Raw genomic sequence first — 25,376 nt, 5'->3', positions numbered from 1 at the left:
GAGAGGAAGAACCATGAGCGACAGCACCGCCCTGCGCACCGCGCTGGCCTACCACCACGCCTGGACCGGCGGGGACTTCGAGGACGCGATGGCCTTCATCGCCGACGACATCGTCTGCCTCGGCCCCGCCGGCCGCGTCGAGGGAGCCGCGGCCTTCCGCGACTTCATGGGCCCGTTCAGCAAGATCGCGACGAAGGTCGAACTCCGTGCCGCCTTCGGCGACGACACGAACGCCGTCGTCGTCTACGACACCGACACCGTGCCGGTGAAGGACGCGCCCGGAGCCGAATGGGTGACCGTCGAGGACGGCCGGATCACCCGGATGAGGATCATCTTCGACCGGCTGCCGTTCGAAGCGGCGAGAGGGAACTAGCCGGGGACGGCCGTGACCGCGCGTAAGGGCGGTCACGGCCGGGCCGTTCGCCCATAGTGGACGGCGGCCCCGCCGGCGAGCCGCGCTTCGAGTTCGGTCGACCGGCCCGGGAGGAGTGCCTGGATCCTGTGAGGGCGACGAATGCCCGTTGCCCGTACGCCCGTTCAGCAAGGAGCCCGGCCCACGCCCGATGCCCCTGCCGGGGAGCCCGCATTCTGCTCGTCGCCGCGATCGTGCTCACGGTGGCCGTGGGCAGCACCGCAGGGAAACTCGCCGACAACCAGGATCAGCCGGCCGCCTCCGAGCAGACCGTCGAGGCCCGTACGGCGTGCATCGGCGAGGTCGAGATGTTCTTCGAGGCGTCGCCAAGCAGAGTTCCTCCGCCCTGGAGAAGGCCATCAAGGGCATGGACAAGACCTGTGAAGAAGCGGAGAACCACCGGTAGGACGCCGCGCACAGATCAGAGCCCACGCGTGCCTGAAACCACCGGCGGGAAGCCCCCGCGACACCCAGCCCCCTCCGACGCGACTCCGAGCCGACGTCGAGGTGGGCCGCTTAACGTCGCCGCATGAGCATCAAACGACGTACTGTCCTCGCCGCCGGTGGCGGCGTCCTGGGCGCGGCGGGCCTGGCTCTGGCGGGGTGTAAGGCGAGTGGCGACGGAAGTGCGGCGGCGCCGTCGGCGTCCTCGCCGGCCGCCGACGGCACCTGTGTCCTGACCAGCGAGCTCACCGAGGGCCCCTACTATCTCGACGGGTCGAAGATCCGCGCCGACATCACCGAGGGCAAGGGCGGCGTGCCGCTGATCCTGCGGGTCACGGTCCTCGACGCGACGGGCTGCGCGATGGTCGCCGACGCGGCCGCCGTCGAGATCTGGCACTGCGACGCGTGGGGCTACTACTCGGGCTTCACCGGCAACAGCCCGGGCGGCGAGGTGCCCGCCGAGGACGGCGTCGGCGACGACAAGACCTACCTGCGCGGCATCCAGATCACCGGCGACACCGGCGAGGTCGTGTTCACCACGATCATGCCGGGCTGGTACTCCGGCCGCGCCACGCACATCCACACCAAGGTCCACCTCGGCGGCACGGTCGACGGGGACCAGTACGAGGGCGGCACGACCATCCACACCGGACAGTTCTTCTTCGCCGACGACGTGGTCGCCTCGCTCGACGAGGTCGACCCGTACTCCCGCCACACCGGGAGTCACGTCTGGCTCGACGACGACATGGTCTACCAGGGCAAGGGCGTCCAGGACGGCCTGCTGACCATCACCGCGAACTCCGCGAGCCCCGCTGAGGGCTACACCGCGACCATCACCGTGGGCATCGACCCCGAAGCCAAGTCGACCGGCGGCGGAGCGCCCGGCGGCGGCACGCCACCCGATGGCGGCGCCCCTCCCGGCGGCGGTACCCCGCCCAGCGGGGCCCCGGGCGGGGGACAGCCGCCCGCATAGACGGGCACGGCGCCGGCGCGGAGTGCGCGTTCCGCGAGCGCCGCCGCCCACCCCGCCCGGCCGTCACCTCCCCCAGCGGCCGGGCGGGCTACCCTCCACCATGGACTCCGAGCCGAACCTTCCGACGATCACCGAGACGGTCGCCGAGATCCGGCGTCAGCTGATCGCCGCGCAGGCCGCGTCGCGCGCCGACGCCGACAAGAACAAGCGCGTCCCCTTCCCGATCGCCGAGGCGGAGGCGGAACTGGGGATCACGGCCGTCCGCGACGGCGACGCCGTCCGCGTCGGTGTCGTCGCCGCCAACGGCGAGGCGACGCACCACGTGCGGATCCGTTTCGAGCCGCGCAGTAAGAACGCGGCGATGTACGAGGTCTCCGACGACGGAGACGACGACGACTTCTAGCGGCTACTCCTCGCAGGCGACGCCGTTGCCGTCGGCGTCGTCGTACCAGTAGTACTCCGGGTCCTCGCCCATGAAGTAGTAGCCGTAACCGGCCTCGTTGGCCTCGCCGCAGCTCGCGAAGCGCGGGTCGGCGGGGCCTTCGGCGGGCGCCGGCTCGGCCGTGAACGGGTCGTCGGCGGTCGCGTCCTCGGCGACGGCTCCGCGGCCCGGTTCGGCGTCGGCGGGACCACTCCAGGCGACCGCTCCGGCGGCGATCCACAGCCCGGCGATCGCCGCGACGGCGAAGGCGCCGAGCACGGTCAGCGGGTTCTTGCGCAGGGTCGTACGCATGGCGAGGGGACTCCTGTATTTCGGGGCGTCGCCGGGGGATGGCAACCGTCACCCACCGTAACCGAGGGTCCGCTACCAGGCAATACTCCGATCGGGCTAGTGAGCCACACCGCTGCGGCGGGCCCGCACGAGCGCGCCGACGGCAAGCCCGGTGCCCACGCCGAGGGTCGCCACGACCATCGCCCGCCCGACGTCACCGGGCCATGGCGTCGGGGTCACCGCGTAAGCGAAGGACGTCACCCGCGACAGACCCGAGAACAGCGCGATGCAGACCCCGGCCACGCCCAGGGCGAGGTCGGCGGCGGGTTTCCCGAGGGCCGCGTACACCGCCGCGCCCAAGCCCACGAAGGCTCCGATGAGCGGCCACAGCTCGCTGTCGACGAGCAGTTTCAGCCACGACACCGACAGGTCCTCGGCGGTCACCGCGCGGCCGACCGCGTCGGCCAGCGCCGCCGCGCCCGCGACGCCCGCCGCGCCCGCCAGGGCCCACCGCGACACCGCAGCCGGGATCCTCGCCGCGATCGCCACGGCGGCCACGGCCGCGCCCGCCAGCAACGTCAGCGCGCCCCAGGTCCCCGCCGACGGGGGCGCCAGCCAGTCGAGGGTCCCGGTGACCGCGTAGTTCGTCACCCCGACGCGCAGCGGGATCGCCCAGTCGAAGATCTTCTGGTCGACGCCCGGGTTGTTCGTCACCTGCGTCGGCGGCGCCTCGTTCATCCAGTGCGCGCGATGGTCGAACCAGCGCACGCGCGGCTCGTCGGTCGCCTTCTGCCAGAACGGCGCCTGCGCGGGGGAGGCGTAGTCCGGCGCCGGGGTCGAACCCGCCGCGGTCTCGTTGAGGTAGGCCGCCGGAGAGAACACGTTGACGTAGACCCCGTCGGGCCGCACCTCCAGGTACGGCTCCCCGGCGTAGCCGAGGACCTCCACCGTCAGGGGCCCGCCGTTGTACAGCTCCAGCCTGCTGGCCGCCTCGACCGGGCGGATCTCCACGCCCGTCAGCTCCGGAGGCACCGAGGTGACCGTGACCCGGTAGTCGGAGTCGTCGACCCCGTCGGCGCCGTGCGCGGCAGCCATACCCGGAGTTACCAGGACAATGAGGACGACGAAAAGCCCGGCGAGGGCGGCCCCCATTCCATGCCGCCGACTCGCCGGGCTCACGTGCTATCCGTCTCCAGTTCTATGCGTCGTTCGGTGCTTCGCTCACGACGTGCTCGCGCTCGGGTCGGCACTCGCCCCGCCGGCCGCGCCGATCGCCGCGTCGAGCGCGGTGGCGAAGTCCTTGAGCTCCACCGACTCGCCGTTGATCTTCACATACGGCGTGCCCGACAGTCCGTCCTCGGACGCCTTCTCGGTGCCCTTGTCGATCCAGGCCGCGTAGGTCTGCGCGTTCGTGCAGTTCGCGAACGTGTCACCCAGCCCGACGCCCTTGCCGATGTCGGTCAGTTCGCCGTTGGTCAGACCGGAGGTGTTCTCCTGCGGCTGCGCGGCGAACAGGGCGGTGGAGAACTCGGTGAACTTCCCGTCGTTGGCCGCGCACACCGACGACGCGCCCGCGCGGGTCGAGTAGTCGGTGCCCTGCGACATCCGGTTCAGGATCGCCACCGGGTGCTTGATCAGCGTGATCTGCCCCGCCTGCGCGGCCTGCTGGAGCTGTTGCTCGTAGGTCTGCTCGAACGCCTTGCAGGCCGGGCACATGAAGTCGACGTAGAGGTCGACGGTGACCGGCCCGTTCCCGGTCTGGAAGCCGTAGTTGACGGTCGCCGCGATCGGTTCGGTCACCTTCGACTCCTTGTTGCCCTGGTAGATCCCGTAGCCGATGGCCCCGCCGACGACGAGGACCGCCACGGCGACCCCCACCGCGATGAGCGTCCGCTTCCGCCGCTGTTCGGCGGCGAGTTGTTCGCGGACGACCTGCGCGGCCTGCCGCTGCCTTTGTGCTTTACCCATGAACCTTCCTGTCCTGTCGCGTGCACACCACGTTGACGACCGGTGGGGTACCGGTCATGCGCCGCGGATCCAACGGTCGACGGAGAGGGGTGTACGCGGCCGGAGCACCAGTATCGCGGAGGCGAGGAGGAGGCCGACATCCCGGAGGATCTCCCAGAAATAGTTCGGGCTCTGCCCGGCGGCCAGTTCCCCGCCGTTGCCGAAGCAGCCGCAGTCGATGCTCATGCCCCGGGCCCACGCCGAGGAGATGCCGATGATGAAGGCGACCTGGAGCAGCCCCGACACCACCGCCGCGTACCGGGTGAACAACCCGGCCAGCAGCAGCAGGCCCACGGCGATCTCCAGTGGCGGCAGCCCGTATCCGACCACCGACGCCAGGCCGGTCGGCAGGAGCTTGTAGGCCTGCACGGCCCGCACCGACTCGGTCAGGTCGGGGAGCTTGAGCGCCCCCGCGGTGATCCACACCCCCGCCAGCACCAGCCTGCACGCCACGCCCAGCCAGGGGAGCGCGCGCCGCCACCCCGGATCGTCCACGGGCGGCGTCGATCCCACGTTCTCGGTCATCACCACTTAGTCGCTTCCTCGCGCCTCGAAGTTCCCCTAGGACGGGCGAGGATCGGCTCCCTCGCGCGCCGGGGACGCCATCAGCGTCTCCACCAGCTCGGCCCGCGCCCGCGCCACCCGGGACCGGATCGTGCCGACCGGTACCCCCTCCACGGTGGCCGCCTCAGCGTAGGGCAGACCCAGCACTTGCGTGAGGATGAAGGCGGCGCGTCGCTCATCGGACAAACGCGACAGAAGATCCAGCACGGTGACCGCGCCCGCCGGATCCGGCTCGCTCGGTGAGCGCTCGGCCTGCCCGACGATCTGCGCGGTGAGCCGCCTGCGGCGCACGACGGAACGCAGGTGGTCGGCGCACACCCGCCGCGCGATGCCCAGCAGCCACGTCCGGGCGGTGCTGCGCGCCTCGAACGACGGCAGGGACCGGAACGCGCGGAGGAAGGTCTCCTGGGTGAGGTCGTCGGCGCTGCCCCGGTCGATGAGGGACGCGCACAGCCGCCACACGTCGGTCTGGGTGGCGCGCACGAAGGCCGCCTGCGCGACCGGATCCCCGTCCGCGGCCGCCAGCGCCCACGAGGTCGCCTCGTCGCGCTCGGGGGCAGGGGGATGCGGCTCGCTCACATCCACAGAGAGTACGGGGCCGCGCGCGGGAACTAAACCCGAGTGCGTCTCGACTAATGCGTACGTGGACTGTGACACCGCGCGCATCGCGCTCTCGGCGATCCTGGACGGCGAGGCCCCCACGGCTTCCGAAGCGGAGCCCGAAGCCTTCGCCGCCGTGCACTCTCACCTGCGCACCTGCGCCGACTGCGGAGCCTGGCACCGCGAGGCCGTGCGCCTGCGCGGCCTGACGCTCGACGCGGCGACACCCGCGCCGGACCTCACCGCGCGCGTGCTCTCGGCCGTGCGCGACGAGGACGCCCGGCGCGACGTCTACGCCGAGTCGCTCAACGCCGGGCGCCGCCGGATCCTGCGCGTCGCCGTCGCGGTCGCCGCGGGCGTACAGCTCGCGCTGGCCGTCCCCGCGCTGCTCAGCGCCGCCGGGCTCACCGACTTCGCAGCCGTGCACACCAGCCGCGAGATGGCCTCCTTCGACATCGCCGTCGCCGTGGGTTTCCTGCTCGCCGCGATCCGGCCCGAACGCGCGAAGGCCTTCGTGCCCGTCGCGGTGGTCCTGGCCGCCTGCCTGCTGTTCAGCAGCTCCCTCGACGTGGCTCAGGGCATGACCGTGATGGCCGACGAGACCGGGCACATGGTCGCCTGCGTCCAGGCGGGACTCCTGTGGCTGCTGGGACGCGCGAGCGTTCGATCACCACGCCCGGCGACGGCGTGAGAACCTGCCGCATGGCCACCGGAACCGCGCACCGAACGCCCGCCCGCCCGACCACGCGGAAAGCCCTCCTGCTCGCGCTCGTCACCGTCCTCGCCGGGCTTTCGGCCGCGCTGTTCGCCACACCCGCCTACGCGCACGCGACCGTCGTGTCGACCACACCGCAGGCGAACGCGACCGTCGACACGCAGCCGGTCGAGATCACCGTCGTGTTCAGCGAACCGGTGAGCCCGGTCGCCGCCCAGACCTGGGTGGTGGCCCCCGACGGTTCCCGCGCCAACAGCGGCGACGCCGTCGTCCGCGGCAACACCCTCGCCTACCCCCTGCGCGCGGGCCTGCCCAACGGCACCTACCTCGTCGGCTACCGCGTCATCTCCGCCGACGGCCACCCCGTCCCCGGCGGCTTCACCTTCTCCATCGGCGAACCCTCGGCCTCGCCGCCGACCGCCGCCTCGCTGACCGGCCCGGACGTCGACCCCACCGTCGACGTCCTCGTCCAGGTCAACCGCGGCCTGGCGATCCTCGGCCTCGCGCTCGCGATCGGCCCGACGCTGCTGCTCATGACGCGCTGGCCGGCCCCGCGCAAAGGCGTGCTGAAACTGACCGCGACCGGCTTGAGCACCGTCGCGGCCACGGCCGTGATCGGCCTGTACCTCCAGGCGCCCTACACGACCGGCTCGAAGCTCTTCGCGGTCAGCGGCGAGGACGTCGCCGCCGTCGTCGACAGCCGCTTCGGGCAGGCCATGCTGCTGCGCCTGTTCGCGGTCCTCGCCGGACTGCCGCTGCTCCTGCTGTCCCTGCGCAGAAGCCCGCGCAAGGGCGACAAGTGGCTCCTGGCCGTCCTCGGGCTCGCGCTGGTGGTGAGCTGGCCCCTCGGCGGGCACGCGACGACCTCGCCGGTGCCGCCCTTGACCGTCGTCACCGACACCGTCCACGTCGGCGCGGGCGCGATCTGGCTCGGCGGGCTGGTCGCGCTGGCCGTGTTCCTCCTGCGCCCCGCACTGTCCGACGAGGCCGCCGAGTTCATGCCGGTGTGGTCGAAGTGGGCGTTCCGGCTGGTCGCCGCCCTGGCCGTGGCGGGCGTCGCGCAGGCGCTCATCGAGATCAGCGAACCGGCGGCGCTGTGGGAGACCACCTACGGGCGGCTCGTCATCGCCAAGGCCGCGCTCTTCGCGCTGCTCATCGGCATCGCCTCCATCGCCCGTAACGCCCTGCGCGGACGCGAACCCACCGAAGGGCTGTCGGGTGCCGAGAACGCCCTGCTGCGCCGGACGATGACCGTCGAGATCGTCCTCGCGCTCGCCGTCGTCTGCGTCACGGCGGTCCTGGTGCAGACGACGCCGGCGCGCGTCGCCTACGCCGACCAGCAGCGCAGCGAGGCGCAGCCCTTCTCGCAGCGGCTGTCGACGAAGTACTACCAGCTCCAGGTCGAGGTCACACCCGGCGAGGTCGGGCCCAACAGCCTCCACCTGTACGCCTTCGCGCCCGACGGCACCGAACTCGACGTCCTGGAGTGGAAGGCGACCGCGGCACTTCCGTCGGCGAGCCTCCCGCCGGTGGCGATCGAGCTTCTCGAACTCTCCCCGAACCACGTCACCGGCGAGATCACGCTGCCCTCGGCGGGGGACTGGGAGTTCAGCTTCACCCTGCGGGTCTCCAAGCTCGATCAGGCGACCGTCACGCAGTCCATTTCCATCCGTTGACCACCGGGAAGTGCCCGTCCGCCCGCGGAAGGCGGCACCGAACAAGAAAGAGAAGGATGACCACTCTGATGAGCAAACCCCCTGCGTCGCGGCGCGGACTCGGGCGCCTGGCGGTCATCGCCGGGATCGCCGCGATCGGCGTCGCGGCCGTGGCCGGCCCGGCATCGGCCCACGTGACCATCAACCCCGGCGAGGCCGAGGCGGGTTCGTACGCGCGCCTCGACCTGCGCATCCCCAACGAGAGCGACACGGCCAGCACGGTCAAGGTCGAACTGACCCTCCCGGCCGACCACCCCTTCGCGTCGGTGCGCACGTCGGCGATGGACGGGTGGAAGGTCGAGACGAAGAAGGCGACGCTCGCCACGCCCCTCGACGTGCACGGCCGCCAGATCACCGAGGCCGTCAGCACGATCACCTGGACCGCGGAGGACGCCGAGGCCGGCGTGCAGCCGGGCCAGTTCGCCGAGTTCGGGCTGTCGCTCGGGCCGGTGCCCGACGCGGTCGGCACGACCCTGGTGTTCAAGGCGATCCAGACCTACTCCGACAAGACCGAGGCCGCCTGGATCGAGGACCCGCCCGCCGAGGGCGCCGCCGAGCCGGAGAAGCCCGCGCCGACGCTGAAGATCGTCGCCGCCACCGGTGACGGACACGGCTCGGGCGCCTCGGACGAGGGGACCGCCGGGCACGACGAGGCCGCGGCCGACTCCGGTTCCGACTCCGCGTCCGACGAGGCCAAGCCCGCCCTCTACCTCGCGGTCGGCGCGGGCGCCGTGGCGCTGCTCGCGCTGATCCTCGCGTTCACCGCGCTGCGTAAGCGCTCGTCCTGACCCACGCCCACGAAAAAGGGCCGCCGGAGCGTTCCGGCGGCCCTTTCCCGTCGCGTTCATTCGACGCCGAGGGCCTCGCGGACCGGAGGCGAGACCAGGACCAGGCAGGTGGCCAGGCCGAGCAGCATGACGGGGCCGCCCCACCACCACAGGCCGGCCTTGATCATGAAGTAGCCGATGGGGAGCAGCATGAGCTGCAGGAAGATCGTGGCGTTGCGCGCCCAGGACCGGCGCTTGGCCATCGCACCGGCGAACACGCAGAGCAGCGTGGCCAGGACCACGGCGACGACGCCTTCGGTGATGCCGGCGCCGTAGGAGAGGGCCTGACCGGTCGTCGAGGAGGCGATCGCGAAAGAACCCAGCGTCACGAGGCCGGCGGCCTCCAGGACGAGGGCGACGAGGACGGTCTTGAGGGTGATGGGCAGCACGGCCCGCGGTGAACCGGTCACGACCGCAAGGCTAGCCGCAGTACAGTCCGCCCATGCGCGCCGTCCTCGTCGTCAATCCCAAAGCGACCACCACCACCGAGCGCGGACGGGACGTTCTCGTCCGCGCGCTGGGCAGTGAGGTGGACCTGGCCGTCGAGTACACCAGACGTCGCGGGCACGCCGCTGAGATCGCCACCAGGGCCGCGGCCGACCGTGTCGATGTCGTGGTGACCCTTGGCGGCGACGGGACCGTCAACGAGGTCGTGAACGGGTTGCTGGCGGGTGGGCGGACCGCCGATGAGGCGCCCGCGCTCGCGGTCGTGCCGGGCGGATCGACGAATGTCTTCGCCCGGGCGCTGGGCTTGCCGCGCGACTGGGCCGAGGGCACCGGCGTGATCCTGGAAGCCTTGCGCGACAAGCGTTACCGGCGGATCGGACTCGGTACGGCCGATGGTCGTTTCTTCACTTTCTGTGCGGGACTCGGACTCGACGCCGCGGTGATCCGCCGAGTCGAGCGGGCCCGCGTCAAGGGAAGTACCGCGACGCCGGCGTTGTATCTCAAGTCGCTGTTCGCCCAGTTCCTCGTCGGATCCGACCGGAGTCATCCGATGGTCACGCTAGAGCGCGCGGGCGAGTCGCAGAAAACGAATCTGGCGATGGCGATCGTGCAGAACACCGCGCCGTGGACATATATCGGCGGACGCGCGGTGAACCCCAATCCGAAGGCCTCGTTCGACAGCGGACTCGACGTCATGGGCCTGCACGCACTGACGACACCGGCCACTGTGCGTACCGCCGGACAACTGCTTTTCGGCGGTGAGGGACCTCACGGCAAGCAAGTCGTCACCCTGCATGACCTGGGGGAGTTCACATTGAAGAGTGAGCGTCCGCAGCCGTTTCAGTTGGACGGCGACTACGTGGGGGAGCGCGAGTCGGTGAAGTTCGTCGCGATTCCGGGCGCGTTGAAAGTTTTGACGTGATCTTGACGGAAAGGCCGACATTGGACGGCCGGAAGTACTAGGTTTGTAAGAGGCCGCCGTACAGGCAAGTGGAACGGCCTTGTGAAGCTTGGGCAAAATCGGACAAAAGCCCCGTGAGGTTCCTCACGTAGCCGAAGTTTCCTGGAGTTTCCCCCTTGACATCGCGCGAGTTCGTGAAAGCATTCACAAGGTCGCTGGTACGAGGCCGCGCATAGATGCGTCGCGCAACTTGAGCCACGTACGCGCATAGACGTTGAGTTTCGTTCGCAAGATCACTTATTCAGATCAAGGAGAGTTGTACTCATGGACTGGCGCCACCACGCCATCTGCCGGGACGAGGACCCCGAGCTTTTCTTCCCGATCGGCACCACGGGTCCCGCCTTGCTCCAGGTCGAGCAGGCCAAGACGGTCTGCCGGCGTTGCCCGGTCACCGAAGAGTGCCTGAAGTGGGCTCTTTCGAGTGGCCAGGACGCCGGAGTGTGGGGCGGAATGAGTGAGGACGAACGCCGGGCGCTGAAGCGTCGCGGTGGTGTTCGGACCCTTTCCGTCGAGGCCGTATAACCGGCAGGCGTTTTCCAGTCATCCCCCCATCCTGTTCCCCGGGATGGGGGGATGACTGCGTTCAGGGGTGGACGTGCGGGGTATCCCCGGAACGGGTGAGGCGCGATGGCGAATCCGGCGAACGACTCCGTTTCGCGGCGGCCGTGGCCCTCGAACGGCCCACCTCGCGGCGGCCCGCGAAGTCCGGGTCCGGACGGTCTCGGGCTTCTCGCGGTGCTCGGCGGTTCCCCGGAACGGGTGAGGCCACGGCGGAGAGTCCGGCTCTCGGTGATCGACCCGCCGGAACACCGAAAGGGCGTCCCGGGGGAAGGTTTAAGCGTTCCGGGGATCCACTTTCGGCCCATCGCCGGGACTGTGCGACTTGTGCGACGCGGGAACCGGCGTCCTAGTCGTTCCCGTCGGTGCGGTTCTTGACCAGGGTGATCGTCGTCGACGACTCCGACTCGCGCGTCGAGACCGTCCCCGTCAGCGCGTTGAGTACCCGCCACGGGATCGTGTCGGTGCCCAGCAGCCGTCCCGTGCCCGGTACCGACACCGAGACGGTGACGTCGGCCTCGGTCACGTCGAAGCGGCAGGTCATCTCGGCTCCGGGCGCGATCCCGCCCCCCGACGGGCCTTTGCCGCCACCGGCGATCAGCATCGCGGCGGCCTCGTCGACGGCGATGCGCAGGTCCTCGATCTCGCCGAGGGTGAAGCGCAGCCGCGTGGCCAGCCCGGCCGCGGCGGTCCGCAGGACGGCGAGGTACGCCGGGTCGACGGGCACCTGCACCTCGATGACCTCTGCCTCGTCCATGTTCCTCCCCGTGTCGTCCACGTCATGGTACGGAACCGTCTCGGCCGCGGCGTGTCAAGCCGACCTCGCCGGGGTCACGCGCCATTGAAAAGACCGCATCCGGCCCGCCCGGGCCGGATGCGGTCATGAGCCTGCTCAGGCCTGCTTGGTCTCCCAGAAGATCTTGGCGATCTCGTCGATCTTCGCCAGGAGCTTGTCGGCGACCTCGGGGTCGGCGGAGCCCTTCGCACCGGAGGCGCCGGCGAGCTTCGTCGCCTCGTTCACGAGCGCGTGGAGCTGCGGGTACTTCTCGAAGTGGGGCGGCTTGAAGTAGTCCGTCCACAGGACCCACAGGTGGTGCTTGACGAGCTCGGAGCGCTGCTCCTTGATGATGAGCGCCCGGGTACGGAACTCCGGGTCCTCATTGGCCTGGTACTTCTCGCAGATCGCCTTGACCGACTCGGCCTCGATACGGGCCTGCGCCGGGTCGTACACGCCGCAGGGAAGGTCGCAGTGGGCTTCGGCGACGGCGTGCGGCGTGATCAGGCTGATCACACGGGATAGACGCATCGGATCCTCCAGCTGTAGATGATCGTCCGAGCCGACCATACTCGCGGTCCTTACCGCAGAAGGCGGCACCCAGGAAATGGGACGCACCCGGCCGCCTGTGGGCCGGGTGCGCTTTCTGGGGTTAGTGTCGTCGGGTGGCAAATCCGCAGCATGACGCTATCTTCGCGGCCCACCGTGGCGGCAAACTTGAGATGTCCTCCCGAGTGCCACTGTCCACAAAGGAGGATCTGTCCATCGCGTACACCCCCGGTGTGGCCGAGGTCTGCCGCGCGATCGCGGCCGACGAGACGCTCGCCGCCGAGTACACGTGGACGTCCAACCTCGTCGCCGTCGTCACCGACGGCACGGCCGTGCTCGGTCTCGGCGACATCGGCCCGAAGGCCTCCCTCCCGGTCATGGAGGGCAAGGCCGCGCTGTTCCGCGCCTTCGCCGGCGTGAACTCCGTGCCGATCTGCCTCGACACCACCGATCCCGACGAGATCGTCGAGACGGTCACCCGCCTCGCCCCGTCCTTCGGGGGCATCAACCTGGAGGACATCTCCGCGCCGCGCTGCTTCGAGATCGAGCGGCGCCTTGAGTCCACTCTGGACATCCCGGTCTTCCACGACGACCAGCACGGCACCGCCATCGTCACCCTCGCCGCGTTGCGCAACGCCGTCCGGGTCACCGACCGCAAGCTCGGCGACCTCCGCGTCGTCGTAATGGGCGCCGGCGCGGCCGGTGTCGCGATCAGCCGGGCGCTGCACGCCGCCGGTGTCGGCGAGATCGTCGTCTGCGACTCGCGCGGCATCATCCACAGTGGACGCGAGCACCTCAACCCGGTGAAGGAGGAACTGGCCACCATCACCAACCCGAGCGGACTGCGCGGCGACATCGCCACCGCGCTGCGCGGTGCCCAGGTCCTCATCGGAGTGTCCGGCGGCAGCATCGACGAGTCCGCGCTCGAAGGCATGGCCGACGACGCGATCATCTTCGCGCTGGCCAACCCGACGCCCGAGGTCGCGCCCGAGGTGGCCCACAGGTACGCCTCGATCGTGGCGACCGGCCGCAGCGATCACCCCAACCAGATCAACAACGTGCTGGCCTTCCCCGGCATCTTCCGTGGCGCCCTCGACGCGCGCGCCACGCACATCACCGAGGCGATGAAGCTCGCCGCGGCCGACGCGATCGCCGACTGCGTCGGCGCCGACCTCGCCCCCGGCAAGATCGTGCCGAGCCCGCTCGACCCGAAGGTCTCCATCGCCGTCGCCGAGGCCGTCAAAGCGGCCTGGGAGGCGCGCAAGTAGCCGACGCGAAGGCCGGGAGCCGACGCCGCGACGCGAGTCGCGGGGGCTCCCGGCCTTTCGTGTGGGGGCAGCCGCATCGGCGAGGCGCGGGGTTGCCGCGGGCGGTTTGCTGGAGTGCGGAGGGTGGTGCGGTTCGAGGGGGCTGCCGCGACGCCCGCCGCCGGCTCGATCACCGCGGTGGTCCGGTGCCGCGGTTCCTGTTTCGGCAGCCCGGCGCGCCCGCGCCGCTGTTCGCGCCGCCGCTCGCGAGCGCGGACCGATGCGGGCAGCCGACCCGAGCGCGGATCGACGCGCGCAGCTGCCCCGAGCGCGGGGGCGGTGCGCCCGCAGCCGCGCGGGCCGGTCGGCTCCCGCCGCAGCCGACCCGAGCGCGGGGGCGGTGCGGCTCGCGAGGGGGCCTCCCTCGATCTCACCGCGCGGGCTTCACGGGCTTCTTGCGTTTGTCGGCGCGGCGCTCGGAGGGCCGGGGTGTCTCCGCGAACGCGGAACATCCGCGGGGCGGTTCACCGGAGTGTGCGAGGCGAGCGTGGACGCGAGGTCCCGCCTCCGGCTTCGCGAGACCTCGCGCCTTCTTCCGCGGCCTCGCTCGCCACGCCTTCCGCGCAGGGGGGACATCCGCGAGAGGTTCACCGGAGTGCGGGTCGCGCGCCCGCCCGTGAGGGTTCCGTCTTCCTGCTTTGGTCGCTCGTGGCGGCCGCGTCGTCTTCCGTGCACATCGGCCAACCGCGCGGCAGTTCGCTGGAGTGTGCGAGTCGAGCGCGGCCGCGAGGTCCCGCCTTCCGCGAACTTCGGCTGTTCGCGTGGCAGTCCGCTGGAGTGTGCGCGTGGAGCGTGACCGCGAGGTCCCGCCTTCCGCGAACTTCGGCTGTTCGCGTGGCGGTCCGCCGGAGTGTGCGAGTTGAGCGTGGCCGCGAGGTCCCGCCTCCCGCGCATATCGGCCATCCGCGCGGCAGTCCGCTGGAGTGTGCGCGTGGAGCGTGGCCGCGAGGTCCCGCCTTCCGCGAACTTCGGCTGTTCGCGTGGCAGTCCGCTGGAGTGTGCGCGTGGAGCGTGGCCGCGAGGTCCCGTCTTCCGTGCACATCGGCCATCCGTGCGGCAGTCCGCTGGAGTGTGCGAGTTGAGCGTGGCCGCGAGGGCCGCCTTCCGCGAACGGGGGACATCCGTGAGCGGTTCACCGGAGTGCGGGTCGCGCCCGCCCGTGAGGGTTTCGTCTTTCTGCTTTGGTCGCTCGTGGCGGCCGCGTCGTCTTCCGTGCACATCGGCCATCCGTGCGGCGGTCCGCTGGAGTGTGCGCGTGGAGCGTGGCCGCGAGGTCCCGCCTCCCGCGAACGGGGGACATCCGCGAGCGGTTCACCGGAGTGCGGGTCGCGCCCGCCCGTGAGGCTTCCGCCTTCCTGCTTCGATCGGCCTCGGCGCCCGCGTCGCCTCCCACGAACTTCGGCCATCCGCGCGGCAGTCCGCCGTAGCTCACGCGTCGAGCGCGGCCGCGAGACCACCAGCCACCACCACTACCCCCACCACCAGCTCCGCGGAGCCTTCAATCCCGCAGCAGGCCGCCCGAATGCGCACCCAACGCGGCCCGCAGCGCCGCCGTCGACGGCTTCACGTCGCGGAGATGGCACACGCGGTAACCCGGGCGGATCGCGGCGTCCCACATGGGGTCGAGTCCCGCGATGACGCCCCCGTGCTCGTGGGTGCGGATGATCAGCTGCTCGGTGCGGTCGTCCCTCACGATCGACACCGCCGTGATCCGGTCCCAGGGAACCCTGATCGGCGCGCTTCCGCGTGTCCTGAGGGTCAGCGCCTCGCCGTCGATCTCGATGTGGTTCTCGCGCTCGTTCTGGTCGAAGGACCACGCGGCCATCAGCAGCAGCGCGAGGCTGAGCCCGCGATCGGCCCACAGCGTCGCCTCGTCGGCGGTCCTCGGATTCAGCAGCAGGTAACCGGCGATGAGCAGCATCGTCACGCCCAGACCGGCGTAGACGACGTTGAACTCGTTCTTGGTGAGGAAGACCTCACCGCTCGGCCCGTGCCCGCGCGCGGCGACGTCCTTGGCGAGCCGGTACTGCCGCCACGCGAAGTACGTCCCGGCCGCGCCGGCGAGCACACCGACGACCTGTAAAGCCGTCTCCAGTTCGGGATCCACCCGGCAAGGCTACGGGGCACGTTCCGTTACCCCGCCCGGATCGCCGCCGCGTACGCGTCGAGTGTCTCCACGCCGCCCCAGGCCTCGGCGAGTTCCCACGTCTCGGCGTACGGCCCGTGCATCACGGCGTCCTTCGTCCCCTGGAACCACAGCCCGTCGATCGCGGCGTGCCACTCGGTCTCGCCGTGCGAGGTCAGTCCCGCGACCACGCTCAGCCCGGACGCCAGCGGCGCCAGGGCCGTGGCGTCGACGTCCATCCCGGTCGGCAGCATGATCCGCACGGACTCGGCGGACTCGCCGTCGAGGCTCTCCACGACGTCGACGACCAGCACGACCGTGGCGTCGTATCCGCCGGCCCGCGCGGCCGTGCTCTCGTCGGCGGAGGGCGCGAGCACGTCGGCGACCGTCCCGAGCACGATCAGGTCCGCGGCCTCGCGCGCGGCGGCGGGCGACGCGGTCGGCTCGTAGTCGAAGGCGATCCCGCCGCCGACCTTGCCGGTGAACGCGGCCGCGGAGGCCGAGCTCTCCACCGTGATCGGCAGCGCCTCGGCCGCCGGCGGGGCCACTTCGGCGGGCTCGCGGGCGCAACCGCCCAGGACGACGGCCGCCATCAGCGCTCCCGCGAAGATCCTGCTGCGCATGGGACTGCCCCTTCCTAAGTGACGGTGGACACTTGGACCGCGCGGAGGCCGGTTCGGTTCCCCTCGGGCCACAGTGGACCGCGCCGGGCCCGGTGGGAGGATGAGCGCGTGATCGTACGCATGTGGGAGGTCCAGGCCCACCCCGAAAGCCTCGCCGACGTCCTGTCCTGGGTGTGCGAGCGGGCGGTGCCCGCCATCGGCGCCGACCCGAACCTGGTCGGCACCGAGGTGTTCAGCTCGCTCGACAGCCGGATCGTGGTCATCACCCGCTGGCGGCGCGAGCCGCGTGAGCTGGAGGGACCGCCCGGCTACCTGGTGACGCGCAAACCGCACTCGTGGGATTTCTCTCCCGTCGAGCTCTGAGGCCCGCTCCGCCGGGTGCTCGCAGCCGGTATGGTCCGGGCATGTTCGCCGCCTATGCCGCCACCGTGAACGCCGAGGATCCGCTGTCCGCGCTGCGTGTCGGCGAACTGCCCGACCCGGAGGTCCCCGAGGGCTGGGCGACGGTGCGCCTGTCCGCGAGTTCCCTCAACCACCACGACCTGTGGTCCCTCAAAGGCGTCGGCCTGCCCGTCGAGCGCACGCCGATGATCCTGGGCTGCGACGGCGTGGGCGTCGACGAGAACGGCGACCCGGTCGTCGTGCACGCCGTCATCGCCGACCCGGACCTGCCCGACGAGACGCTCGACCCGAAGCGCACGCTCCTGTCGGAGCTGCACCCGGGCACGCTCGCCGAGCGCGTCTCGGTGCCCCGCCGCAACCTCCTTCCGCTGCCCGCCGGGTGGACCGCCGAACAGGCGGCGTGCCTGCCGACGGCCTGGCTCACCGCCTACCGCATGCTCACCACGCGCGGCCGCCTCCCCGAAGGCGGCTCGGTCCTGATCCAGGGCGCGGGCGGGGGAGTGTCGACGGCCGCGATCCTGCTGGCCACGGCGATGGGCGCGCGTGTCCACGTCACCAGCCGCGACGGCGCGAAACGCGACCGCGTCACCGAACTCGGCGCGCACGCGTACGAGCCGGGCGCGCGGCTCCCCGAACGCGTCGACGTGGTGATCGAGACCGTCGGGGCCGCGACCTTCGACCACTCCGTCAAGTGCGCCAAACCGGGCGCGCGGATCGTGGTGTCCGGCTCGACCTCCGGGCACGAGGCGGTCGTCGACCTGCGCCGGGTCTTCTTCCTCCAGCTGGAGATCGTCGGTTCGACCATGGGCACCCGGCGGGAACTCGCCGACCTGCTCGACCTGTGCGGGCGGACCGACGTGCGTCCGGTCGTCGACAGCACCTACGCGCTGGCCGACGCCGCCGATGCGCTGCGGCACCTGGCCGACGGGGACGTGTTCGGCAAGATCGTCCTGACCCATGGTTAGCTTCCGCCATGACGACTTTTCTCTGCTATCACCGGGACCGGCCGGGTTCCCTGCCGTTGCGCGAGAAGCTCGGCGAGGCCCACTGGTCCTATATGGACGGTTTCGAGGCGGAGCTGATCGCGCGCGGCCCGACCTTCGCCGACAAGGGTGAGACGCTCACCGGCAGCGTGCACATCGTCGAGCTGCCCGACGTGGCGGCGGTTCGCGCGTTCGCCTTCGACGAGCCGAACTACCAGGCCGGCGCGTACCGCGACGTGCTGATCCGCCGGTGGCGCAACGCCCTCGGCCGCACGATGTGGGAGTTCCCGGGCGGCGCCGAAGGCGGCGAGCGTTTCCTCGTGCTCGCGTTCGGTGAAGGCGAGGCCGCCGACCTTGAGGTCCCGGACCTCGACGGGCTGATCGCCTACGGCCCCCTGCTCTCCGATGACGGTGCGGCGTGGCTCGGTACGGCGATGCTGGTGCGGGCGGCCGACGCCGACGAGGCGCGCGGAATCCTGACCGCCGACCGCTACGCCGCCATCGAGGTCCACGAGTGGACTTTCGGGGGCCGCCGCTAGGTGCCGAGCGCCTCGGCGTTCCAGCGCCGGATCGTCTCGTGCTCGGGTTCCCACGCCGCCCACACCGCCCGGCCCCATGCCCAGACCAGGCGCCGGTGCTCCTCGGCGTCGCGTGCGGCGGCGACGTCGGCGACCGTCACGAGGCCCGGCGCCGGGGGTGGGGGCAGGGCGTGGAAGTCGGGCCTGCCCGCGACCATCCGCTTGTGCAGCGCGGCCCCGTCGCGCGGGTCGGCGTTCTTCTCGACGAACAGGCACAGCGTCATCAGGCACAGCGCGACGGCCGCGATCTGGCGCCGGGTCGACGACAGCGGGTGCTGCGCGATGTAGGCGTCGACGACGATCTGGTGCACCGGCCGGTATCCGGTGAGTCCGTAGGAGCGGGCCAGGACGGTCTCGTAGAGCTCCCAGCACCCGGGTGAGGCGTGGCGCTCGGAGGGGACGGGACCGGCGGACTCGCCGGTGACCAGGCCGCATCCCGGACATGTGACCATCGTCACTCTCGCTCCTCGGCTCGTGGGCGGCCCCGCGGGCGTATCCGCTGTTCGCCCGCTTCGACGGGTCGACGCTAGACCCTGACCTCGCGTCAGTGTCGAGGTTCGGGTCTCCCGCCGCCGCCGACGAGCGTGCATCGTGGAGGAATGTTGCGGATCCGGTTCACGATGGCCGACCTCGGGCGGGTGGTGGTCTCCGACGCGCCGATGATCGAGGTGGCGGCCTCGCTCGACGCACTGGGGACGCCGCCGCGCTCGGAGTTCGTCGAGCGCTGGCGGCGATGGGCGCTGCCGCGCATCCCGCCCTCGGCCCAGCGCGTCGTCGGGGTCCTGCGGGCCCTGCCGCACACCCCGCCCGAGATCATCCCGATCGGCTGCGTGCTGCCCTCCGGCGGTCCATTGTGGACGGCCTTGCGGGCGTACCACGAGGCGTGCCTCGGCGACGTGTGGAAACGCGTGCAGGCCAACAAGAGCGAAGCCGTCACGACCGTCACCAACGCCGTCATCAAGCACGGTGTCCTGGCCGGCCTCGGCGCGATGGGCCCGTCGATCCGCTGGCGGGGCGACCACCTGGAGGTCGACCACCACCGGGACGGCGAGATCCACCTCGCCGGACGCGGCATGCGCTTCGTCCCCTCGGTGTTCTGGCAGACCCCGCAGTTCACCGAGCGGGGAGTGCCGCAGCCGACGCTCACGTTCCCCGTCGGCGCCGCCCCCGTCGCCCGCGACGACGGCCCCGACGCGCTCGTCACGCTCCTCGGCCGCACCCGCGCCGACGTACTCCGTTCCGCCGTGACCGGCGCGGGCACCGGCGAGATCGCCCGCCGTCTCGGCGTCAGCCCGGCCTCGGTCTCCGAGCACGCGACGGCCCTGCGGCAGGCGGGGCTCCTCGACACCGTCCGTGCCGGGCGCGAGGTCCGGCACTCGCCGACGGAGCTGGGCCGCCGGCTGATCACGCCCGCGTCGACGGCGGTGGCCGACGGCGTTTCGGCGTGGACCGAAAAGCTCGCGCGGCAGGACGCCGGCCGCGCATGATCCTTGCGTTGCCGGGGTCGGCGGGCGGGTCGGCCCCGGCAAGTCACCACGACGGTGAACGGGGGATGGCGCGCGCTTCGGCGTGCGCCATGCCGTCATCCGGGCCGACACCCCATGCTTGACCCATGATCGACGGTCCCGCGCCCCTGTCCCCGCGTGTTCCCGACCTGCCGAGCCTTGAGCTGCTCGTCGGGGTCGCCCGCCTCGGCAGCATCGGGCGGGCCGCCGTCGCGTACGGCATCAGTCAGCCTTCGGCGAGCCACCGGGTCCGGACGATGGAGCGCCTCGTCGGCGTCCCACTGGTCACCCGTTCCCCACGGGGCTCACGGCTCACACCCGCCGGGACGCTGCTCGTGGAGTGGGCCGGCGCCGTCGTCGACGCCGCCCGCGTCCTCGACGCCGGGATCGACGCCCTGCGCGAACAGCGCGACCAGCGCCTGCGCGTCGCCGCGAGCCTCACCATCGCCGAGTACCTCCTGCCCGGCTGGCTCGTCGCCCTCCGGCGCGACCGGCCCGGCACCGCCGTCTCCCTCGGCGTGGAGAACTCCGCCCAGGTCGCCCGCGCGATCCTCGACGGCGACGCCGACCTCGGCTTCGTCGAAGGACCCGGACCGGTGAAAGGCCTGCGCTCGGCGAGCGTCGGCCATGACGAACTCGCCCTCGTCGTCGGCCCCGGACACCGCTGGGCGAAGCGCGGGAACCCCCTGGGGCCCGGCGAGCTGGCCGCCACGCCCCTCATCTGCCGGGAAGAGGGCTCGGGCACCCGCGCGGCCCTCGCCGCCGCCCTGCGCGGTCACGGTGAGCCCGCGCCCCCGCTGCTCGAACTGGCCTCGACCACCGCGGTGAAGGCCGCCGTGGCGGCCGGGGACGGCGCCGCGGTACTGAGCTCGCTGGCGGTCGCCGACGACATCGCGGCGGGACAGCTGACGCGCGTACCGGTCGAAGGCGTCGACCTGCGGCGCTCGCTGCGCGCGGTGTGGCGGACGGGCACGCGGCCGACCGGACCGGCGGCCGACCTGCTGGCCCTGGCGGTGCGGGGGAGGGGCTAACGCCCGGCCAGGAACCGTCCCGTCCGGTAGACGACCGCGCCCCATGCGCCCGCCAGGCCCGCGTACAAGCCGACCGCGAGCCAGCCGTAGGCCACCGCGCCGGTGTGCGCGGCCAGCACCGACGCCGCCGTCACGCAGGTGCCCAGCGGGAAGGTGAAACTCCACCACGTCGGCGCGAACGGCAGCCCCCTCCGGACGGTGCGGACGGTCACCGCCACCGCCAGGGACATCCACAGCAGCGCGAAACCGAAGACGCAGACGCCGTAGACGACGCCGAACAACGCCAGCGCCTCGGCGAGGTGAGCGTCTGCCGCCGTCCCCGCGACCGCGCCGAGCGCGCCCGCGGCGGTCACCGACTGCCCGAGCGGCCCGAGCACGATCCACAGGGTCGGCACGGTCGCCGCCGCACCGACCTTGTGCCTCGCCAGCCGCGACCACACCTGCGGCAGCACGACCACGGTCGCCAGCAGGCTCAGCCCGAACATCGCGTAACACGCCAGCAGCAGCGTCAGCCGCGCCTGGCCGGCGGCGGCGTGCGGGACGAGGGCCGCGCCGGTCGCCGCCGAGACCATCGGCGGCACCACGGGCATCAGCCAGGCCGGGACGGGCGCGTCGCCGTCAAGGCCCTCGCGGGTGAACATCGCGTACGGCACGCTCACCGCGCTGACCAGCCCGCCGACGGTCCCCAGCGCCCACAGGACCACCGCGACCGGCACCGCGGCGCCGCCCAGTAGAGGCGGCCCGTACAGCAGCGTGCCCGCGCCGACGGTGAGCAGCGCCATCGGCGGCGCTCCGTAGAACTGGACCGCCACCGCGTCGGCGTGATGCCCGCGCGCCCGCGCCGGATCCCGCAGCCACTGCGCGGCGAACGCGACCGTCAGCGTCACCAGCCACAGTGCCGCCAGCGCCCACACCACGCCCGCCGCGGCGTGCAGCCACGGCGGGCGGTGGGGGAGGGTCGCGGCGGCGTTGGCGACGATGCCGGTCCCCATGACCGAGGCGAACCAGTTCGGCCCGATGTGGCGTACGAGGGTGTGCGACTGGGTAGTCAGTGCGGGAGAGGTCACCGTTCCAGCCTGGTCGCCCCGGGCGGCGTGCGGCAGACCTCGTCTTGCTGCCGGGTCATAGTCGCCGACTATGACTCAGCGGCGGTCGTTTAGGGGACATAACCCGGCAAGGCGGCCGAAGCGCGCACATAATTTGATGCGAGGGTACGGCGGTCTCGAATGAAGGGGGCGCGGCGATGGCGATCGACACGGTAGGAACGGATGTACTGGTCATCGGTGCCGGGCCCACGGGCCTGACCCTCGCCGCCGAGCTCCGCCGGCACGGCGCGAGCGTCGTCCTCGCCGACGCCGGCGGCCGCGCCGAACGCGTCGCCCGCGGCTCCGGAGCGGTCGTGCTGCACGCCCGCACGCTCGAACTCCTCGGCCCGCACGGCGTCGCCGGTGAACTGGCCCGCCGCGGCCACCGCGCGCACGCCGTGCACCTGGTCGCCGGACCGCGCCGGACGGCCTCGATCGAACTGCACCGCCTCGACACCGCCCACCCCTACGTTCTCGTCCTGCCCCAGCCCGCGCTGGAGGAGGCGCTCCTCGACCACGCCGACGTGCGCTGGCACCACCGTGTCGAAGAGCTCACCGACCACGCCACCGGCGTCGGCGCCGTGCTCCAGGGCCCGGGCGGACCGGTCACCGTGCACGCCCGCTACGCCGTCGACTGCGGCGGCGCCGACAGCGTCCTCGCCGCCGGCCTCGGCGTCACCGCGCGCGGCGGGACGACGTCGGTCGCGGTGTCGGCCGACGTGCGCGTCGACGGCGACTTCGCCGCCGGGGTCGTCACCGCCTACTCCGCCCCCACCGGGGTCGTGCTCCTGCTCCCCTACCGTGACGGACACGTCCGCGTCAGCGTCCTCGACCTCACCGGCACCCCGCCCGAGCCGACGCTCACCGGAATGCAGGAGGCCGTCGACGCGATCGCGCCGATCCCGCTGCGCCTGAGCGACCCGCGCTGGATCGGCCGCCACGAGACCACCCCGCGCCTGCTCGACCACTACCGTGCCGGACGCGTCTTCTTCGCCGGGGACGCCGCCCACCGCTTCGCGCCGATCGCCGGGCTCGGCCTCAACGTCGGCATCCAGGACGCGGTCAACCTGGGCTGGAAACTCGCCTACGTGTGCCGCGGCCTCGCCTCCGACAGCCTCCTGCACACCTACCACGCCGAACGGCACGGTGCCGGGGCCAAGGCCATGCGCGCGGCCGAAAGCCTCAACGGCCTGCTGCGCAAGCAGTCGGTGTCACCGCTGGTCCGGAACCTCACCGGCCCGGTGATGCGCCGCCTGCTCGCGACCGAGACCGTGCAGGACCGCTTCGGGACGCTGTTCTCGCAGCTCGGCCTGCACTACCGGCAGACCCCCTTCTCCCGCTCGCACCGCGAACACGGCGCCCGCGCCGCCGGGGACCGCGTGCCCGACGTCCTCACCGCCTCGATCGGCGACCCCGACCTGCGGCTCTACGAACTGCTCAGCCGGCCGGGCTACCTGCTCATCGGCTGCACCTCGCAGGCCCAGCCCCGGGCCGAACGGGAGGCGCTCGCCGACCTCTTCGCGCAGGTCCGCGAGGCCTACGACGGCCTCGTGCGCCCGCACCTCCTCGTCGCCGAGGGCCTACCCGCCGACGGTGCCGTCCCCGTCCTGGTCGACACGCGCAGGCAGTTCCGTACGCGCCTGCGCGCCCAGGACGGCGACCTCCTGCTCATCCGCCCCGACGGCTACCTCGGCTTCCAGCTCCCGCGCGCCGGGGCCGGGCTGCTGCCGAACCTGCTCGGGGCCTGGGTCGTGACGCACGCGACGACGCCCGCTCTGACGCCCACGCATTCGGTGCTGGGATGACCACGTCCCCGCGGACACCGAGGTCCGCGGGGACGTGTTCTCACCCCGCCGACACGCAGAACAGGTGCCCCGCCGGGTCGGCGAGCACCGTCCACCCGTCGCCGGGCTGGAACTCCGGCACCGTCGCACCGAGCGCGGTCAGTTCCTTCACGGCCACCTCCACGTCGGCCACCGACACGTCGACGTGGGCCTGCTTGGCGTCGTCGGGCCAGCCGGGGGCGGTGTACCCCGCGACCCGCTGGAAACCGAGCTGGACGCCGGAGTCGTCGCCCAGGTAGATCAGGTCGTCGTCGCGGTAGCCGACGGCCATCCCCGTGAGCCGCTGATAGAACTCGGCGAGCACGGCCGGCTCGGGGCAGTCGAGGATGACGGCGGACAGTTTCCCAATGGCGCTCATGGCGTCTCCCTGGTGATCACTGGTCGATTCACCACGAGCCTCCGTCCATCCCGCGCGCACGGCTTGAACATTCTTGCGGCCTCGTCGTACCCCGGCGCTAGCCTGCGCCCATGCTGTCGGCAACGACCATCGCGCGACGCCCGGCCTTCGAGGTCAGCGCCGTGATCTGCCGCGACGACCACACCGGCTGGTCGCCGCCCGACGCCCACACCGGTCACCGGCTCGTCCTCGTGCGCGCCGGGCGCTTCCGGCGCCGCACACCCGGCGCGGTCACCGACCTCGACCGCACCACCGCCTACCTCGGCACGCCCGGCGAGGAGGACTCCTTCGCCCACCCGGCCGGCGGCGACGTGTGCACCGCCCTCCACCTCGCGCCGGAACTGTGGCGCGACATCGTGGGAGAGACACCGGTGCGGCCCTGGGCGTACGTCGACGCCCGCGTGGACCTCGCCCACCGGCGACTCCTCGCCGCGCGCGAAGACGTCGACTACGCACTGACCGAGCGGCTCCTCGCGCTGCTCGCCGCGACGATCGGGCGCGCCGCCACCGGCGCCGTCCCCGCCCACCGCCCCCACGACCCGGCCGCCGAACGCCTCGCCGCGGCCGCCCGTGAGGTCGTCCTCGCCGACGACCCCGCGGCCGTGGGCCTGTTGCCGCTCGCCGCTCTGCTGGGGGCATCGCCGTACCGCCTGAGCCGTGCGTTCAGCGCCGTGACGGGAGTGTCGCTGACGCGCTACCGCAACCGCGTGCGCGTCGCCCGCGCCCTCGACGGGATCGAGGCCGGGGAGACGGACCTGGCCGCGCTCGCCGCGCGTCTCGGCTTCGCCGACCAGGCGCACCTGACCAGGACCGTGCGGCAGCACGCGGGGGAGACGCCGAGCGGGGTGCGGAGGGGGTTGCCCGGGGGGTGAGGGCGCGGCCCTGCCGTTCCTCTCGACGCGGGCACGTCGCGCCGGGGTCACGTGGTTCGGGCGTTCGTGCGGGTCCGGCGGGGCCGGCACCCCAGGTCGATGCCGTCGTGGGTGTCGCGGACCTCGTGGTGTTCGGGCGTTCGTGCGGGTCCGGCGGGGCCGGCACCCCAGGTCGATGCCGTCGTGGGTGTCGCGGACCTTGTGATGTTCGGGCGTTCGTGCGGGTCCGGCGGGGCCGGCACCCCAGGTCGATGCCGTCGTGGGTGTCGCGGACCTTGTGATGTTCGGGCGTCCGTGCGGGTCCGGCGGGGGCCGGCACCGGTCTCGCGCCGTCGTGGGGTGGGCGGTGTTCGCCGTCGCCTCTC

29 protein-coding genes are annotated in these 25,376 nt (G+C 72.1%); 16 read left to right on the top strand and 13 right to left on the bottom strand.

The window, feature by feature from the left end; genetic code table 11:
- The first annotated feature begins 13 nt into the window (after nucleotides 1-13).
- From HNR73_RS04410 to HNR73_RS04400, 3 genes are all read left to right on the top strand, one after another.
- Nucleotides 14-373: a nuclear transport factor 2 family protein gene (locus tag HNR73_RS04410; RefSeq protein WP_184785972.1), complete on the top strand. Its 360-nt coding sequence runs from the start codon at nucleotides 14-16 to the stop codon at nucleotides 371-373.
- Nucleotides 374-941: 568 nt separating this feature from the next.
- Nucleotides 942-1,829, top strand: coding sequence for an intradiol ring-cleavage dioxygenase (locus HNR73_RS04405; RefSeq protein WP_184785971.1), 888 nt, complete (start codon nucleotides 942-944; stop codon nucleotides 1,827-1,829).
- Nucleotides 1,830-1,929: 100 nt separating this feature from the next.
- Entirely contained in the window at nucleotides 1,930-2,232 is a 303-nt protein-coding gene (locus HNR73_RS04400) for a hypothetical protein (RefSeq protein WP_184785970.1), read from the top strand.
- A gap of 3 nt (nucleotides 2,233-2,235) precedes the next feature.
- On the opposite strand, the gene HNR73_RS39465 is transcribed toward HNR73_RS04400, so the two are convergent.
- The 5 genes from HNR73_RS39465 to HNR73_RS04375 all read right to left on the bottom strand — a co-directional run bounded on the left by HNR73_RS39465 (nucleotide 2,236) and on the right by HNR73_RS04375 (nucleotide 5,691).
- Nucleotides 2,236-2,562 carry an excalibur calcium-binding domain-containing protein gene (locus HNR73_RS39465; RefSeq protein ID WP_184785969.1) on the bottom strand — a complete coding sequence of 109 codons (327 nt, stop codon included), beginning with the start codon at nucleotides 2,560-2,562 and terminating at the stop codon, nucleotides 2,236-2,238.
- A 96-nt stretch (nucleotides 2,563-2,658) separates the two neighbouring features.
- The gene (locus tag HNR73_RS04390; RefSeq protein ID WP_184785968.1) at nucleotides 2,659-3,636 is read right to left on the bottom strand and encodes a hypothetical protein; all 978 of its coding nucleotides are present in this window, start codon (nucleotides 3,634-3,636) and stop codon (nucleotides 2,659-2,661) included.
- Nucleotides 3,637-3,762: 126 nt separating this feature from the next.
- A complete protein-coding gene (locus tag HNR73_RS04385) occupies nucleotides 3,763-4,509 on the bottom strand; it encodes a DsbA family protein (protein WP_184785967.1) in 747 nt (248 codons plus the stop codon).
- Between the two features lie 54 nt (nucleotides 4,510-4,563).
- Nucleotides 4,564-5,073, bottom strand: a complete 510-nt coding sequence (locus HNR73_RS04380) for a MauE/DoxX family redox-associated membrane protein (RefSeq protein WP_184785966.1) — start codon at nucleotides 5,071-5,073, stop codon at nucleotides 4,564-4,566.
- A gap of 36 nt (nucleotides 5,074-5,109) precedes the next feature.
- On the bottom strand, nucleotides 5,110-5,691 hold the full coding sequence (locus tag HNR73_RS04375; RefSeq protein WP_239122019.1) for a sigma-70 family RNA polymerase sigma factor: 582 nt from the start codon (nucleotides 5,689-5,691) through the stop codon (nucleotides 5,110-5,112).
- A gap of 64 nt (nucleotides 5,692-5,755) precedes the next feature.
- Between HNR73_RS04375 and HNR73_RS04370 the strand changes: the two genes are divergently transcribed.
- The 3 genes from HNR73_RS04370 (at nucleotide 5,756) to HNR73_RS04360 (ending at nucleotide 8,930) form a co-directional block, all read left to right on the top strand.
- Nucleotides 5,756-6,403, top strand: a complete 648-nt coding sequence (locus HNR73_RS04370; protein WP_184785964.1) for a hypothetical protein — start codon at nucleotides 5,756-5,758, stop codon at nucleotides 6,401-6,403.
- An 11-nt stretch (nucleotides 6,404-6,414) separates the two neighbouring features.
- On the top strand, nucleotides 6,415-8,103 hold the full coding sequence (locus HNR73_RS04365) for a copper resistance CopC/CopD family protein (protein ID WP_184785963.1): 1,689 nt from the start codon (nucleotides 6,415-6,417) through the stop codon (nucleotides 8,101-8,103).
- A 68-nt stretch (nucleotides 8,104-8,171) separates the two neighbouring features.
- Nucleotides 8,172-8,930, top strand: a complete 759-nt coding sequence (locus HNR73_RS04360) for a YcnI family protein (protein WP_184785962.1) — start codon at nucleotides 8,172-8,174, stop codon at nucleotides 8,928-8,930.
- A 56-nt stretch (nucleotides 8,931-8,986) separates the two neighbouring features.
- Here HNR73_RS04360 and HNR73_RS04355 read toward each other — a convergent pair whose 3' ends face one another.
- On the bottom strand, nucleotides 8,987-9,379 hold the full coding sequence (locus HNR73_RS04355) for a hypothetical protein (protein ID WP_184785961.1): 393 nt from the start codon (nucleotides 9,377-9,379) through the stop codon (nucleotides 8,987-8,989).
- A 32-nt stretch (nucleotides 9,380-9,411) separates the two neighbouring features.
- Here HNR73_RS04355 and HNR73_RS04350 point away from each other — a divergent pair, with 32 nt between their 5' ends.
- Together HNR73_RS04350 and HNR73_RS04345 are read left to right on the top strand one after the other, a co-directional pair.
- Entirely contained in the window at nucleotides 9,412-10,338 is a 927-nt protein-coding gene (locus HNR73_RS04350; protein WP_184785960.1) for a diacylglycerol/lipid kinase family protein, read from the top strand.
- Between the two features lie 303 nt (nucleotides 10,339-10,641).
- Nucleotides 10,642-10,899: a WhiB family transcriptional regulator gene (locus HNR73_RS04345; protein ID WP_184785959.1), complete on the top strand. Its 258-nt coding sequence runs from the start codon at nucleotides 10,642-10,644 to the stop codon at nucleotides 10,897-10,899.
- A 385-nt stretch (nucleotides 10,900-11,284) separates the two neighbouring features.
- Here HNR73_RS04345 and HNR73_RS04340 read toward each other — a convergent pair whose 3' ends face one another.
- Together HNR73_RS04340 and sodN are read right to left on the bottom strand one after the other, a co-directional pair.
- Nucleotides 11,285-11,692: an ATP-binding protein gene (locus tag HNR73_RS04340; RefSeq protein ID WP_184785958.1), complete on the bottom strand. Its 408-nt coding sequence runs from the start codon at nucleotides 11,690-11,692 to the stop codon at nucleotides 11,285-11,287.
- A 135-nt stretch (nucleotides 11,693-11,827) separates the two neighbouring features.
- Nucleotides 11,828-12,241: a superoxide dismutase, Ni gene (sodN, locus tag HNR73_RS04335; RefSeq protein ID WP_184785957.1), complete on the bottom strand. Its 414-nt coding sequence runs from the start codon at nucleotides 12,239-12,241 to the stop codon at nucleotides 11,828-11,830.
- 191 nt (nucleotides 12,242-12,432) lie between these two features.
- Here sodN and HNR73_RS04330 point away from each other — a divergent pair, with 191 nt between their 5' ends.
- Nucleotides 12,433-13,527, top strand: a complete 1,095-nt coding sequence (locus HNR73_RS04330; protein ID WP_184785956.1) for an NAD(P)-dependent malic enzyme — start codon at nucleotides 12,433-12,435, stop codon at nucleotides 13,525-13,527.
- Nucleotides 13,528-15,064: 1,537 nt separating this feature from the next.
- Here the strand turns inward: HNR73_RS04330 and HNR73_RS04325 are convergent.
- Both HNR73_RS04325 and HNR73_RS04320 read right to left on the bottom strand, forming a co-directional pair.
- The gene (locus tag HNR73_RS04325; protein WP_184785955.1) at nucleotides 15,065-15,673 is read right to left on the bottom strand and encodes a hypothetical protein; all 609 of its coding nucleotides are present in this window, start codon (nucleotides 15,671-15,673) and stop codon (nucleotides 15,065-15,067) included.
- Between the two features lie 26 nt (nucleotides 15,674-15,699).
- On the bottom strand, nucleotides 15,700-16,314 hold the full coding sequence (locus HNR73_RS04320; protein ID WP_184785954.1) for a hypothetical protein: 615 nt from the start codon (nucleotides 16,312-16,314) through the stop codon (nucleotides 15,700-15,702).
- A gap of 108 nt (nucleotides 16,315-16,422) precedes the next feature.
- Between HNR73_RS04320 and HNR73_RS04315 the strand changes: the two genes are divergently transcribed.
- The 3 genes from HNR73_RS04315 to HNR73_RS04305 are packed head-to-tail and all read left to right on the top strand — an operon-like array spanning nucleotide 16,423 to nucleotide 18,238.
- Nucleotides 16,423-16,677, top strand: coding sequence for a hypothetical protein (locus HNR73_RS04315; protein WP_184785953.1), 255 nt, complete (start codon nucleotides 16,423-16,425; stop codon nucleotides 16,675-16,677).
- Between the two features lie 41 nt (nucleotides 16,678-16,718).
- Nucleotides 16,719-17,681, top strand: a complete 963-nt coding sequence (locus tag HNR73_RS04310) for a zinc-binding dehydrogenase (RefSeq protein WP_184785952.1) — start codon at nucleotides 16,719-16,721, stop codon at nucleotides 17,679-17,681.
- Nucleotides 17,682-17,689: 8 nt separating this feature from the next.
- Entirely contained in the window at nucleotides 17,690-18,238 is a 549-nt protein-coding gene (locus tag HNR73_RS04305; RefSeq protein ID WP_184785951.1) for a YciI family protein, read from the top strand.
- On the opposite strand, the gene HNR73_RS04300 is transcribed toward HNR73_RS04305, so the two are convergent.
- Nucleotides 18,235-18,729: a DUF5946 family protein gene (locus tag HNR73_RS04300; RefSeq protein WP_184786309.1), complete on the bottom strand. Its 495-nt coding sequence runs from the start codon at nucleotides 18,727-18,729 to the stop codon at nucleotides 18,235-18,237. The genes HNR73_RS04305 and HNR73_RS04300 overlap by 4 nt on opposite strands.
- A gap of 147 nt (nucleotides 18,730-18,876) precedes the next feature.
- Here HNR73_RS04300 and HNR73_RS04295 point away from each other — a divergent pair, with 147 nt between their 5' ends.
- Both HNR73_RS04295 and HNR73_RS04290 read left to right on the top strand, forming a co-directional pair.
- Nucleotides 18,877-19,764 carry a winged helix-turn-helix domain-containing protein gene (locus HNR73_RS04295; RefSeq protein ID WP_184785950.1) on the top strand — a complete coding sequence of 296 codons (888 nt, stop codon included), beginning with the start codon at nucleotides 18,877-18,879 and terminating at the stop codon, nucleotides 19,762-19,764.
- A gap of 125 nt (nucleotides 19,765-19,889) precedes the next feature.
- Entirely contained in the window at nucleotides 19,890-20,813 is a 924-nt protein-coding gene (locus HNR73_RS04290) for a LysR substrate-binding domain-containing protein (RefSeq protein ID WP_184785949.1), read from the top strand.
- Here the strand turns inward: HNR73_RS04290 and HNR73_RS04285 are convergent.
- Nucleotides 20,810-21,880, bottom strand: a complete 1,071-nt coding sequence (locus HNR73_RS04285) for a TDT family transporter (RefSeq protein ID WP_239122018.1) — start codon at nucleotides 21,878-21,880, stop codon at nucleotides 20,810-20,812. The two genes, HNR73_RS04290 and HNR73_RS04285, sit on opposite strands and share 4 nt — an antisense overlap.
- Before the next feature lie 176 nt (nucleotides 21,881-22,056).
- On the opposite strand from HNR73_RS04285, the gene HNR73_RS04280 reads away from it, so the two are divergent.
- The gene (locus HNR73_RS04280) at nucleotides 22,057-23,703 is read left to right on the top strand and encodes an FAD-dependent monooxygenase (RefSeq protein ID WP_184785948.1); all 1,647 of its coding nucleotides are present in this window, start codon (nucleotides 22,057-22,059) and stop codon (nucleotides 23,701-23,703) included.
- 40 nt (nucleotides 23,704-23,743) lie between these two features.
- Here HNR73_RS04280 and HNR73_RS04275 read toward each other — a convergent pair whose 3' ends face one another.
- Nucleotides 23,744-24,100 carry a VOC family protein gene (locus tag HNR73_RS04275; protein ID WP_184785947.1) on the bottom strand — a complete coding sequence of 119 codons (357 nt, stop codon included), beginning with the start codon at nucleotides 24,098-24,100 and terminating at the stop codon, nucleotides 23,744-23,746.
- Nucleotides 24,101-24,210: 110 nt separating this feature from the next.
- Here HNR73_RS04275 and HNR73_RS04270 point away from each other — a divergent pair, with 110 nt between their 5' ends.
- Nucleotides 24,211-25,011 carry a helix-turn-helix transcriptional regulator gene (locus HNR73_RS04270; protein ID WP_184785946.1) on the top strand — a complete coding sequence of 267 codons (801 nt, stop codon included), beginning with the start codon at nucleotides 24,211-24,213 and terminating at the stop codon, nucleotides 25,009-25,011.
- The last annotated feature ends 365 nt before the right edge of the window (nucleotides 25,012-25,376 follow it).

The organism is Phytomonospora endophytica, assembly GCF_014202425.1.
GTDB lineage: Bacteria > Actinomycetota > Actinomycetes > Mycobacteriales > Micromonosporaceae > Phytomonospora > Phytomonospora endophytica.
Note: the sequence above shows the minus strand (reverse complement) of the source record. Positions and strands in the feature narration are given on the sequence as shown.